This window comes from Blautia sp. AF19-13LB (genome assembly GCF_003479105.1).
In the GTDB taxonomy this organism is placed as follows: Bacteria; Bacillota; Clostridia; order Lachnospirales; family Lachnospiraceae; genus Fusicatenibacter; species Fusicatenibacter saccharivorans.
Genome location: NZ_QUGO01000014.1, coordinates 64,022 through 76,552, shown reverse-complemented (window position 1 = coordinate 76,552; position 12,531 = coordinate 64,022). Strand labels below are relative to the sequence as shown.

Sequence of the window (12,531 nt, the reverse complement as noted above, 5' to 3'; positions counted from 1 at the left end):
CTGGTTTTTACTGTTTCGAAATGGTATGATGGAATGATACGGCACCGTTTTTACAGAAAACCAGGCGATCAAAAATGTTTTTGCCATTAGAGTGTGTCTGAAAAAAGTTTGCAGATTGCGGAAATGATTTTTCAGACGCGCTCTGGTTTATATCTGCCTGATCAGAAAGGATTTTTATGAAAAAAAGAGCTTTTTCCCGTATTTTATTCTCGCTTCTGCTCCTGTTGTTTCTCATCCTGTTTGCTTTTCTTTGCATCTGCGCTTTTTATCATGTCAGTTATACACCGGAAGCGTGTACGGAATCCGCAGATGAATTGTCCAATCCGTATATCGGATTCTATTCGATGTACGGCTATGTTCTCGGAAACGATACACTCTCCAATCTTCCCGACCCGGATTCCAATCCCGAAGAGACACCCGGACTTGTGATGCTGGAACTGAATCTGCGCCGGTTTGCCGATCAGGATCTTTCCGATCCGGCACTTGCACAGCTTGACACGATTTTGTCCTCCTGGCAAAAGCACGGAAATTCGATGATTCTGCGCTTTCTGTACGACTGGGACGGCAAAGCGAAAGAATCGGAACCGCAAAGCCTCAACCAGATTCTGCGCCACATGGATCAGACTGCTGCAATCGTAAACCGCTACACGGACAGTGTTTTTCTGATCCAGGGCATTTTTGTCGGTAACTGCGGAGAGATGAATGGCTCCGACCATCTGTCCGATGAAGACTGTTCCATTCTGATGCAGCATCTGGCAGACGTGATCAATCCTTCGATTTTTCTGTCCGTCCGCACACCGGTACAGCGACGGAAGATTCTGAACTCGGCAGAACTGCCTTCCGCAGAAACTGCTTTTGACGGCTCGCTTTCCTCCCGCCTCGGGCTTTTCAATGACGGAATGCTCGGAACAGCAAACGACACCGGCACATACGGAGATACGCCTGCCTCTGCGGATGCTTACCGCTCTGCCTGGGTGCGCGAGGATGAGCTGGACTTTCAGAACAGGCTCTGCAATTTCGTCCCAAACGGCGGCGAGGTGATTCTCGACAATCCCTTCAATGACCTTGCCCATGCCCTTTCAGATCTCTCCCGGATGCATGTTTCTTATTTGAATTCGGAGCATGATCCGGCAGTTCTGGATAAGTGGAAAAATTCGGTTTACCACGATGAAGCTTCGGTTTTTGACGGTATCTCCGGCTACGACTACATTGCACGCCACATGGGTTACCGCTATGTGGTTCGCAACACTGCCCTGCATCAGTCCCGGCTGAATATCGAACTCGAAAATGTCGGTTTTTCCGTCAGCTACCGCAGACTGGATCTGGAAATCACCCTGGTTTCCGATGAAGGAAAGCTTTTCTCCTTCCCACTTTCCGGGGATTCCAGATTCTGGCTCCCCAAAAATACCTCAGAGCTTTCGGTTTCACTTCCGTTCCGTGAACTGGAAAAGGGAACCTATACGGTATATTTTCGGATGACCGATCCGTCACTTTGGCGGGAAATCCAGCCTGCCAACACGTTTTCCCATGATTCTTACGGATTCCGGCTCGGAACACTGACGCTGGAAAAGCTGCTCTGATACGTGCCCAGAAACACACGCCCGCTTTCCGCATTCTGATTGGCAAACAGGAGCGGACGCCCATCCCGCCTGCGGTATAATGCCAGAAACATTTTTTTTGGTTCTGCCACCGCAGGCAGTTTGATTTGTTGGCAAAGCACGGTGGTTTCTCCACTGTTCCAGGTTCTGGCATCGGTATGGATCCGATATGTTTCCTTCTTTTTGTTCTCCTCTTCTATCTCCAGGAAGCAGTCGGCTTCTTCCGTCAGCCCGGCAAATCCGTGGTTTTCCAGGGTAATCCGCATCAAGCTCATCTGACCGGAAGAATCTTCCCCCATTTTCCACATGCGATTCTCTTTTTTTGAAAGAATTTCCACATTTTCCACTACAAACCGGTAACCAAGACGTTTTCCCACAGCTTCGAAGCCGGATACACCGTTTATGGTTTCTTTTTTCCATTGTTCCAGCAGCTGCAGGTCATACGTACTGTTCAGATAGGAAATGTGCATCTTTTCCAGATCCCTGATTGCTTCCTCTGCCGAAACATTCTCTTCTCCGGCTGCACGCTGTACTGCCTCGCCGCCGCAAAAACGGCCGCGCATTGCCGTTCTCTGCCAGTCAAGTTCCGCCCCACGGCTCTGCGGCTCCTGCTCCGGTGTTTCCATCGCCAGAGTACCGTATGTACCAAGATCGGTTTCCGATCCGAACATCCCATCGTTATACAGAGTCAGATATTTTTTCTCTTCTTCTGTAAAGTTTCTTGCCAGCTCCCGCCACTGGGAGGGTCTGCGCACCGCAAGCGGACAGGCGCCTTCCAGCGCATCTTGCATAGTCCGAACCAGCGTCCGGAACCCGTCCGGTGTCAGATACCGGGATCCATGCATTTCTCCCCAGTTTCCGATCAGGATTCCCTGCACAACATAGATATCTTCCGAAAATTCCCGGATTGCCGCGCCAAGCTGCCGCATATGTTCCTGTACGGTTTTGATGCTGCCCGGCTCGCGTTCCAATCCTTTTCCTTCCAGATCATAGGCAAACCGAAGGATCATTCCCTTCTTTTGATCCCGGAAAAATGCAAGAATTTTCCGCACCCACGCCATCGACTCCTGTGGGATCCTGCCGGTTCGAAATGCTCCGATCCCAATCCGCAGAAGTACAAGCTCTTCTTCCTTACAGGCAAGATACAGGGGTTCGTCTGTTTTTGCCGCATCAAACGTATACAAATGGTACCAGCCGCAGCCCGGATTCTGTACCGCACCTTTACACTCTGCAAAATCTGCCCGAGAGAACGCGGGATCACTCGCCGGTTCGCTCTGTGCTGTTTTCTGCTTTTTCAGAAAACGGTTCCATTTTTCTTTCCACATCTTTTCGCCCTGCTCCCGCATCCATCTTTAAAACCTTACACCGGAAAATCACGGCCAGTACGCTGTAGAACATCCGCGTCATATACCAGATGGGTTTCAGCCCGGAATGCATGCTTGTTCCCGAGGTCCGGATATGCATGACTGCCGGAATTTCAACCACTTTAAAATCAAGCAGCATCATCTGTGTGATCATGTTGGTATCCGGATATTTGTCATCAAAATGATTGTATTTTGAATAATAAAGCACTGCCTTGCGGCTGAGCCCCTGCAGTCCTGTCGTCGGATCTGCAATCCATCTTCCCGTCGCGATGTGCAGCATACGCCGGAACAGGCGGAATGCCAGCTTTTTTGCAAAGCCTACCGAAAACTCTGCGCTTCCATCCATAAAACGGGATCCCAGCACAATATCCGGTGTTCTTCCGTCTGTATCTTTTTCTTTCAGTTTTTCATAAATTTTTCGAATGTTGCATACATCATGCTGACCGTCCGCATCCATCTGGATCACGTACCGGTAGCCCCTGCGGATCGCATATTTATAGCCAAGCTGCAGACCGCTTCCGTAACCGAGATTGAAAACATGCGTTACTACCGCATAGCCGCGCTGTTTTACCATCCAGTTTGTGTTATCGGAGGACGCATCGTTCATAACCAGTACATCTACCAGCTCCGCGATCTCCGGCTGTGCCAGCTGATCCATCACTTTTCCTATGTTTTTTTCTTCGTTGTATGCCGGAATAATCAGTAATACTTCTTTCTGCTCCATAATTCCCGCCTCACTTCATCAGATCCAGCATCCGCTGAATTTCCTCTGTCTGTCCGTTCCCTTTCTGTTTTGCTGCCGCCACAATCCGCTCTTTTTTTTCGGTATCATCGATCAGTTCTTCTATTTTCCGGGCAATGCCCTCCGGGGTCAGCAAGCAGAGCAGACCATCGACTCCATCCTCTATCTGCTCACGGTTTCCTGCACAGTCTGACGCAATCACGGCACAGCCAAGCGCCTGGGCCTCCTGAATGGCAATGCTTTTCCCCTCAAACCGTGTCGCATGTACATAGAGATCACACTGTGCATAGTAGGGAAACGGATTTTCCTTTATGCCAAGCAGAATAAAGTCCTTCTGCAGTCTGAGCTCTGCAATCTGTTTTTCAAGAGCCTTCCGTTCTGGACCTTCGCCCACAACATACCACCGCGCCTTGTATCCGGCATCTCTGATCTGTTTCATTGCCAGAATGGCGATATCATATGCTTTCTGGTGTGCCAGCCTTCCAACCGTTAAAATACGGACACCGTCATAAGAATCCGAAAAGCCACCCGGCTTTTTAGCCTCTCTCTCGATCCGCTCTCTGTCTATGATATTGTGAAAAACCTGCACTTTTTCTTCATACTCCGGGTAAAACTCCAGGAAATGGCGGCGTGTCTCCCCGGAAACCGTATAGATAACATCCATTTTCTCGTAGCAGTCGCGGTCCATTTCCCGTGTATATCCGGAATCGCCGTAAGCAATATGGACAAATGCAGCTTTTTTCTTTGCATTCACGTGATCCACAACGTAATAAGCAGAGCCGCCTTCCAGATAAGCAACCGCCAGATCAAAGGTTTCATCCAGCCGGTCTGCCCCGTCCGAAAGGACTCTCCAGAGCAGTTTATCCGGCTGAATTTTCCCCGCCTTCTTCATCACGCGCAGATTCTTCATCAGATACCTGATTTTTTCCATGGTGTGTCCGTGCCGGAACAATGCCATCACCGATGTCTGCAGCAGTTTTCGCCGTCCTGCACCGGAGAGTACGGAATCCTCACAGATCCTTTTGTTTTTTATATGAACTTCCGGCGGCACCCTTGAAATCATTTCCCCCTGTCCCAGCAGTACATACAGCGAAATTTCATATTTCTCTGTATCCAGATGATTCAGAAGCTCCAGCAAAGCCGTTTCTGCTCCTGCACGGCCAAGCGTATTGATTACAAACAGTATTTTTTTCATAAGTCTCTTGCCTGCTTTCCTGTCAGACGTTCCAGCTCTTTTATGATTCTCTCATTCTCCTGGTTCAGCAGAGAAACCTGCATTGCCAGTTCCTGATTTTTCATCAGCAGAGAAGAAATCTGTATTGTCATCTGATACATGCCCCACACGACAAGGAACCCGGTAAGCAGCAGCACCGCCAGACTTCCCAGACTTAAGCGGCTGCTCCAGCCGGAGAACTTCGGAACCGCACCGCTTAAGATTGCCGCAAGGCCAAGCAGCTCCCAGGTAACCGCCAGATTTATCGTCAGTTTCTTTTTCGCATGCAGCACAAACGTCACTGCCATAATCCCAAGCCCTGCCAGGATCACACAAACCTTTATAATTGTCGCTGTACTCATCGTTTCATCTCTTCCTTCTGTTTCTGCTCTTCTGCCCTCTGAAATACCAGACCGGACGGGCGCTTTCCTTTCCCGTGCCTGATCAGATTTCCGCGGCAGAAAACGTGCGCATCCATATTTTTTTCCACCCATCGCAGTCTCACAAACGCCACGCTCCATCCTGCAAACGATCCTGCTATGACCCCAGCCCCATACCAGACGGCCGGCAGATGGGTAGCAATCAGGCTGCCGATCCAGGTGACAAGACAGAACACAATCGCCGTCAGGATTGCGCCGGTCAGGTCATCGAAATAATACAGAAAAATGATTTCCGCATACATAAGGAACAGAATAAAATATCCAACTGCAAGGGACGGATAAATTTTCATGGTCATGCCGGAAAAGCCTTCTTGCGGCAGGAAAATCACGCAAATCAGATATATCACAACGGAAATCATAAACTGAAGGCGTGCAAGCGTCATCAACTCACTGGAAAGCTGGCGGAACATCCGCTTTTTTGCATTTTCAATATCGGCTCCCTTTCCGCCAATCACCGCCTCGGAATACAGCTTGTATTTCTCATGGAAACGCATTTCGACGCGTGCAATGAAAATAATCGATGCCGAGAGATTGGTAAACATGGCAAGGCAGGAAGCCATGTCATATGGCTGATTGCAGACAAAGCTCTTTACCAGCTCCATCCGCATATCGGTTGTCCAGAACACAAAGTTATGGATATACAGCCCCAGAATATACAGAAAATTCGAAAAAATCAGTTTCCAATATTTTCTGAAATACTGCAGCACCGGCCGGTAGCGGTTACTGTTTTTGACAAAATACCGCCGGATCAGGGCGTTTTCCAGTGTTGCCGTCACAAAAAATCCAGCCGTCAGGGAAAATAGCATGCTGCGCGTCGTCTCCCATTTCATGAGGAAATGCAGAATCAGTGCCAGGACAAATGCAACCAGCATTCCAAAGAAGAAATACTGTGAAATCCTCTGATAATCCTTACAGATGGAAAGATAAATCATGGAATAGAAAACCAGCACCAGGCTGATATAGCCACAGAAACTGCAAAATACATACGCTGTTGACACCTTCCCGACAAAATGCTCCCACAGACAGAACGGAATGCCAACCAGACAGCTCAATCCGATATTCAGAAGCATTCCGATCTGATAGCACGGCAGGATGTCCTGATACCGTTCCTCGTAGATCACATCGGACATATAACGGGACAGCACCGCATTAAACGGTGATGCCGTCAGTAACGCAAAAATAAAGATATAGAGAATCGTACAGGAAAACAGCTCACGCGTAGCATATCCGACACTGGAAAATTCGAGCAGCTCCTCCATTAAGATCAGATTGAGAATGACGACCATCATCGGCGCAATCGTTACAACGGTACTGTAGGAGAATCCAATCAAATTTGTCGTAATGGTATTTTTTTCAAAAATCCGATTCAGGCGAACGCCGATTCCTGCCATGCCATCTATCCCCTTTCCACCTTGCGGTGTTTATTTTATTTCTGTCTTTCCGGCAGCTTTACCGGTTCCTGCTGCCATTTCTGGCCCATCTGCTCCGCAAAATCGCGGTAAATCTCCCAGTATGTTTTCTGCATATATTCCACACGGTATTTCTGCATAACACGGCGGTATCCGGTTTCTCCCATTTCGAGGCGTTTTTTCTCATCGGCCGCCATGTCCAGCATTGCCTGTGCGATTTCTTCTATATTCATGATATGCGTAACTATTCCGGCTGCGCCGAAATCATCGCTCTCACCGTAGATCAGACCATAGCAGTTTCCGACATCTGTCGCAATAACCGGCTTGTGTGCCGCATAGCTCTCCAGAATCGTCAGCGGCTGGCCTTCGCTGATGCTGGTCAAAATCGTCACATCCATTCTTCCCAGATAATCCCGGATATTGATTCTTCCGGTAAATACCACGTCCGGAACTTCCAGATCCGATACAAGCTGGAAGCATTCCTCGGCATACTCCCGGTCCTCCTCCCATGGTCCCATGATCCAGAGCTTCAGTCTTCTGTCGCGCTCTTTCGCAAAGGCAAATGCCTGGATCATCGTTTTCACATCCTTGATGGGTGTGACACGAAGAACTGCACCGATGTTCACCATTCCCGCATCCTCTTTGGTCTTTCCCGGGATATTCTGAAGATTTTCCACACGGATTCCATTCGGTGTGACCATCGTCTTTTCCACCGGACAGCCAAGCTCAACCTGCAGCTCCCGCGCGTGCTCAAACAGGGAGGTAATCAGAGTTCCCTCGTTGTACGCCAGCTTTGACATTTTCCGGAACTGGTCAATCCAGATATTTTTGTAGATTCCCGCAACCCACTTCGCTTTAATCAGCTCCTCCTCGCGTTCCCGGGTGTAAATACCGTGTTCCGAAATCAGGAGACGGCTTCCATAGAAATGCTTTGCCATGGCGCCAAGCACGCCGGCATAGCCGGTTGCAACGCAGTGATAAAGATCCGCCTTCGGGAGCTCGGTCTGCATTGTGAGAAACAGCGGCAGATAGATGGAGCGCATAGTCCATAAAAAGTCAGAGAAAACGATCTGGCTGTATTTCAGGTTGTAGCACTCTTTCACGGCATTCAGAAAATCCTCTCCCATCAGGAGCGCATTCAGGGAAACATCTTCTTTCCGGAACAGATCAAACAGGACATTCCACTCGATATCCTGATCAAGAAGCAGACTTCGAAGTGCCTGATACTGCTCTTTCTTCAGCCGATGTTTATGTCGTTTTTTACTTCCGCCCCAGTCCACATCGTCCAGATAGAGTTCATAGACGGCGGAGACATTTTGGGGCAGCTCATACGCATACTTTCCGCGCTGGGAACGGTTTGCCGCAATGGCGAGGATGATAAATTCTGTTTTTGGGAAAAGCTGGATCAGACTGTGTACCCAGCTGGAAACACCGCCTACCACAAAGGGATAGCAGCCCTCCGCTACCATACAGACTTTCATTCGTTTTTCACCCCCTCTTCATAGTAATACCGCCGGTCGGATGCACGAAGTGTAATCGTTACTTCACTCTTTTCCGCGCGGATCAGCCATGCAGAATCCTCCAGCTTTTCTGCCGTTCCGCCCGTGACCTTTTCAACGCTTTCATTGTGTGTCCGAATCACATAGTACGCAGTTTTCTCTGTTCCCGTGGTCTTTAAGGTGATGGTGTCGCCCTCTCTTTCGTCCTCGTAGCGTAAGTTCAGGAAGGTGCGGATTCTGGAATCGCAGGTGGAAACCGTGGTACCGTCAAATCCGGAAAATGGCTGCCAGTAGGTTCCGAGGTTGGAGGCAAATTCTTTGACGATTTTTTCCCAGCGGTCCTCCTCTGTTTTCGGATAAATCACTCTGCTTAAATCCAGCTCTACACTGGCATAGCCGAGCGCACTTTCAATACTCTTCATTTTCATCCAGGAACGATAGGTAAAACGTCCGGTATCTTCCGTGACAATTTTCTGCTGTGTCGTCTGTGCATCCAGGTAGCTGACCAGATCGCCAGCCGTATCTTTGCTCTTAACTACGGTGCGGACACTCCCAAGAGCAGACTGCTGTAAAGCTGTTTCCATCTCCTGTTCACTCAGGTTTCCACTGAAAAAGGAGGAAAAGTAAAAATCCGAAAGATTTTTCTGCATGAAGCTCTGATCTTCGTCTAATTTTTCCTTTACGGATGTTTCGGATTCTGTAAAACCGGAAAGTCCCATCTCGCCTTTTTCTTCGTTGAGCAGCTTCGCATAATAATGCAGCAGCTCGCCATCTGCTTCTGCCGGAGCATCATAATCCAGTTTTAGTGCCACCATACAGGTAAGACCGAAATGATTTTTTCTATAGATTGCTGCAATCGACGGCCAGACAATATCGCGGTTAACACCTTTTGTTCCGTTTCCGTAAATCTCCTGCATTTTGTCCGTATTTTCCTCTGCAAGTGACGGAAAGTTCTGCACAACAAGATTCTGCGCATTTACAACCGGATAAATCAGATAATTTTTGGTTTCATACACCATTCCCGTCAGCAGTCCCAGCCCGGTTTCATCCTCCATATAATCTCCATTTACGGCAAATACACTGGCTGTCCCGAAATTTTTCCGCCAGATCACAACCGGATAATCCTGGGTTTTCAGCGTCTGATCCTCCGGAAAGCCTTTCATATAAGTTTTGGTTCCATCTCCAAGCTTAAACCATGGAAACGTAAGCTTAAGATCCTGCCTGTTTTCTTCTTCCTTATTTTCGGCCCGGTAAATATTTTCTCCGCCGAGCATCAGATTGTCATACAGATCCAAACCCGTTACGGTTGTAGAATCCTCTTTTACTTCTGCAATTCCAAGCAGCTCCCGCAGCTTCTGATTTTTCCGGATCACAGACACCTCCGGGAGATTTGCAAACACAACATGGATCCCCTCATCCACACTGTCCTGCAAATCTATGACATCCTTTAAGGCGGTCCAGTCGATGCTTTCTGAATTCACTACAATCATCTCCGGCTGCTTTGCACCTTTCTTCTCCATTGCCTGTTCATATTTGCGCATGGATGGATAAACTGCTGCTTCGTACTTCATATACCGGCACCATTCACAGACAACCGCCCCCACAGAATGCTCCTCGGCTTCTCCGATATAGACGATCGTTCCCCGGCTTCCTGTTATGTTTTTCTCGCCGGATGCGTCTTCTGTTCCAAATGCGCCGCTGCCATATTCCAGATCTTCTTTCTCTGCCGCATACGCATTTTTTTCATAGTGGTTCAGTTTTTCCTTTGCCAGATTCAGACCCTGAAACAAAAAGAGGATGATTGCCATAAGCATTGTGATCGCTGCAAAAGTTCTGCGGGAAACCATTTTTTCTTCCTCCTTCTGTCATCAAGTCTTTTTTGTTGAAATTTCAGTTTTTTCAGCCCTGTCTGTCTCTTTGTTTTTTCCCGTCTTCTCTATTTTGGCATTGGGTTGTTGTAGCCATAATCAATCGCAAGGTTGTATGGACTGTTAACATTCTGCTGAAGGCGATAGCAGATAAAGCTGTCGGATTCATAGTAAACTTCCATTTCATTCGGGTAAAGCTCTTGGAACCTCTGTGCCCACTCATACATATGGCTCATCGTGATCCAGCGATTCTCTCCTGTGTAGGGATGAAGTCCACCGGTAAACGGAAGTGGCGTTTCCGCTCCCTTGGCTGTGACTTCTTCGTGTTTCGTACTTTCCCCATAATCAACTGGTATCTTTTCAATAAAAAAATACACGCATTTCGTTGGTATTATAATCTCCGGATTCTGCCCCAGATCTTTCAATTGATTTAATAAGGTAATGGTCTCATAGTGATATCCATAAAATTCTGTCATGCGAAGCTCATCATTCGCTGAACAGATTGTCCATGTAAAATCTTTATTTTCCCGCAAGATATTGGTAACGCATACCATGGCTCCGTTATCTTCCAGTGCTCCGACCTTTACCGGCTCTCTTATAAGACCCTGCGATAAAACGGCTGCTACAGCCATCACAAGTGTCAGGAGGGAAGCCATCTCGCCAAGCCATTTTCGTTTCCACCGGCGTATCGCCAGATACACCACTGCATCTACGCCAAGCGCCCAGGCAAAGCAGATCGCATAGCACAGGAAAATGCCGCAGCGGTTGGCATCCATCAGCGCCGGAAGATGCAGCAGCGCTGCACACTGCAAAGAACACATGCATAGCAGATAAACAGCCGCAGACAAAACAGCTCCCGCAAAATTATTCTCCCGCAGCACTGCCAGGAGGATGCCCAGAAGCAGCAAAATTGCAATACTTCCCAGCGTAATTTCTGCCATATGGGGTTTTACATTCATGACATTGATACGGATACTCTCCCGCACTGCAGATCCTTTTTCTTTGAGCCTCTCCGACAGCGGTTTCTGCTGCTTTTGTATTCTTTCTTCTGCCTCTTTTCGCAGCTCTTCTATCCGGGACTGGCTGAGCACAGAACCGGTTTCACCATTCTTGGTTGCGTTGCCGCTGCTTTCTGTTGTATTGCCGCTGCCTTCGCCGGCCGTCAGACTGTCGGATACACCGTCCTGTGATAAAGTACCTGCTGTGTCCGCATCCCCCTGCTTTTTATCACCGGTAATGACGTTCATTCCCCAGTACAGCGATCCCTGCAGCCCCTTTCCCATCGCAACGCCCGCCGCCATCGGCAGGACAGATAGAAGGACGCTTAATATTCCCGTAAGCAGGATTCTTCTGAAATAGTTCCACCGGAAAAAACGAAAGCAGAAGCCAACAGCAACGCCAATACAAAACAGGCCTGCAGCCATCGTACCGTAAAAATGAACGGTCAGCGTCAGCGAAAATCCAATCGCAAACTGTACCAGATACCAGCGGCAGTTTCCGTTCCGTTCTTTTGCAAATTCCTGAAAAAAACGGATCGCCATACAGACAGAGGTCAGGACAAAAATCATACTGAACTCCTGCGGCAGTGCACTTTCAAAACGGGCGTACGTACTCCGGTTGAAGATATCCATCACATAAAACAGTATCCCCAAATACGGCGTAAACCTTCCCCTGCACACCATTTTCAGCGCCGCGACCAGTGCCAGATATACAAAGTATGTCTGCACCACGCCGAAAATCCGCAGCAGCACATAGGTAGGAATTCCAAACACCATATGAAGATAATAAATCACAATATGGAATCCATACGGATACACGCCCGCAACCCAGATATTATTCCGCTCAAGCTCATTGATCCAGTAATTGTGCACCGGAATATCACTTGCTTTGTAGCCGAATGTTTCCACCATATTCGGTCCGTACACATACGTGATCGCTGCAATTGCCGCCAGCAGCACTGCTATTTCCGGCAGCGCATGCAGCCATTGCTTTCGTTTTCCCCGAAAACACCGCTCGTAAACGGTTCTCCGAAGCTGCGCCAGCGATGTCTTTTTGCCCCGCTCTCCATCAAGCAATCGTTCGATCCGCACCAGCAGGCTCTCAATTGCTCCCGGGATCTGTTTTTTTCTTTTTCGGATCCAGATAAAAAGGAATGGCCCTGCAGTTCCGAGGAGCAACGTCACACGACTGCTGATCCGAAGAAACTGAAGCAGATAAACGAGATAAATGATATAAAAATTCCCTGCGAAGAAATAAGCGATCAGTTGTTCTGCAACGGAAAAGCAACGAAACCTTTTCCGAAGGATCCGCCAGGGGAGAAACAGAGTTACGATGCCATAGGCGGCAAAAATTTCCAGAAATTGTAAAATTGTCAGCCATCTCATGGACATTTCTTTTT

The 12,531-nt window shown here is 48.4% G+C and carries 9 protein-coding genes; 1 reads left to right on the top strand and 8 read right to left on the bottom strand.

Annotation, left to right across the window (positions count from 1 at the left end; genetic code table 11):
• The first annotated feature begins 176 nt into the window (after window positions 1-176).
• Window positions 177-1,580: a DUF4832 domain-containing protein gene (locus DWX32_RS14290; protein WP_118660397.1), complete on the top strand. Its 1,404-nt coding sequence runs from the start codon at window positions 177-179 to the stop codon at window positions 1,578-1,580.
• On the opposite strand, the gene DWX32_RS14285 is transcribed toward DWX32_RS14290, so the two are convergent.
• From DWX32_RS14285 to DWX32_RS14250, 8 genes are all read right to left on the bottom strand, one after another.
• Window positions 1,535-2,923, bottom strand: a complete 1,389-nt coding sequence (locus DWX32_RS14285; RefSeq protein ID WP_158579598.1) for a DUF4832 domain-containing protein — start codon at window positions 2,921-2,923, stop codon at window positions 1,535-1,537. The two genes, DWX32_RS14290 and DWX32_RS14285, sit on opposite strands and share 46 nt — an antisense overlap.
• Complete coding sequence (locus DWX32_RS14280; protein ID WP_118660393.1) at window positions 2,856-3,686, bottom strand: glycosyltransferase family 2 protein; 831 nt, start codon at window positions 3,684-3,686, stop codon at window positions 2,856-2,858. The genes DWX32_RS14285 and DWX32_RS14280 overlap by 68 nt, the downstream gene beginning before the upstream one ends.
• Window positions 3,687-3,696: 10 nt before the next feature.
• The gene (locus DWX32_RS14275) at window positions 3,697-4,899 is read right to left on the bottom strand and encodes a glycosyltransferase (protein ID WP_118660391.1); all 1,203 of its coding nucleotides are present in this window, start codon (window positions 4,897-4,899) and stop codon (window positions 3,697-3,699) included.
• Window positions 4,896-5,279 carry a DUF2304 domain-containing protein gene (locus DWX32_RS14270; protein WP_117510144.1) on the bottom strand — a complete coding sequence of 128 codons (384 nt, stop codon included), beginning with the start codon at window positions 5,277-5,279 and terminating at the stop codon, window positions 4,896-4,898. Before DWX32_RS14270 ends, DWX32_RS14275 begins: the two co-directional genes overlap by 4 nt.
• Window positions 5,276-6,748, bottom strand: coding sequence for an exopolysaccharide Pel transporter PelG (gene pelG, locus DWX32_RS14265; RefSeq protein WP_118660389.1), 1,473 nt, complete (start codon window positions 6,746-6,748; stop codon window positions 5,276-5,278). Before pelG ends, DWX32_RS14270 begins: the two co-directional genes overlap by 4 nt.
• 35 nt (window positions 6,749-6,783) lie before the next feature.
• Window positions 6,784-8,247: a GT4 family glycosyltransferase PelF gene (gene pelF / locus DWX32_RS14260; protein WP_118660387.1), complete on the bottom strand. Its 1,464-nt coding sequence runs from the start codon at window positions 8,245-8,247 to the stop codon at window positions 6,784-6,786.
• Window positions 8,244-10,112, bottom strand: a complete 1,869-nt coding sequence (locus DWX32_RS14255; RefSeq protein WP_118660385.1) for a DUF2194 domain-containing protein — start codon at window positions 10,110-10,112, stop codon at window positions 8,244-8,246. The genes pelF and DWX32_RS14255 overlap by 4 nt, the downstream gene beginning before the upstream one ends.
• Window positions 10,113-10,201: 89 nt before the next feature.
• Window positions 10,202-12,523 carry a hypothetical protein gene (locus DWX32_RS14250; RefSeq protein ID WP_118660383.1) on the bottom strand — a complete coding sequence of 774 codons (2,322 nt, stop codon included), beginning with the start codon at window positions 12,521-12,523 and terminating at the stop codon, window positions 10,202-10,204.
• Window positions 12,524-12,531: the final 8 nt, after the last annotated feature.

Bases quoted from the DNA above. Each gene is read 5' to 3' on its own strand.
- DWX32_RS14290 (WP_118660397.1), top strand. From the start codon at position 177: ATGAAAAAAAGAGCTTTTTCCCGTATTTTATTCTCGCTTCTGCTCCTG.
- DWX32_RS14285 (WP_158579598.1), bottom strand. From the start codon at position 2,923: ATGTGGAAAGAAAAATGGAACCGTTTTCTGAAAAAGCAGAAAACAGCA.
- DWX32_RS14280 (WP_118660393.1), bottom strand. From the start codon at position 3,686: ATGGAGCAGAAAGAAGTATTACTGATTATTCCGGCATACAACGAAGAA.
- DWX32_RS14275 (WP_118660391.1), bottom strand. From the start codon at position 4,899: ATGAAAAAAATACTGTTTGTAATCAATACGCTTGGCCGTGCAGGAGCA.
- DWX32_RS14270 (WP_117510144.1), bottom strand. From the start codon at position 5,279: ATGAGTACAGCGACAATTATAAAGGTTTGTGTGATCCTGGCAGGGCTT.
- pelG (WP_118660389.1), bottom strand. From the start codon at position 6,748: ATGGCAGGAATCGGCGTTCGCCTGAATCGGATTTTTGAAAAAAATACC.
- pelF (WP_118660387.1), bottom strand. From the start codon at position 8,247: ATGAAAGTCTGTATGGTAGCGGAGGGCTGCTATCCCTTTGTGGTAGGC.
- DWX32_RS14255 (WP_118660385.1), bottom strand. From the start codon at position 10,112: ATGGTTTCCCGCAGAACTTTTGCAGCGATCACAATGCTTATGGCAATC.
- DWX32_RS14250 (WP_118660383.1), bottom strand. From the start codon at position 12,523: ATGTCCATGAGATGGCTGACAATTTTACAATTTCTGGAAATTTTTGCC.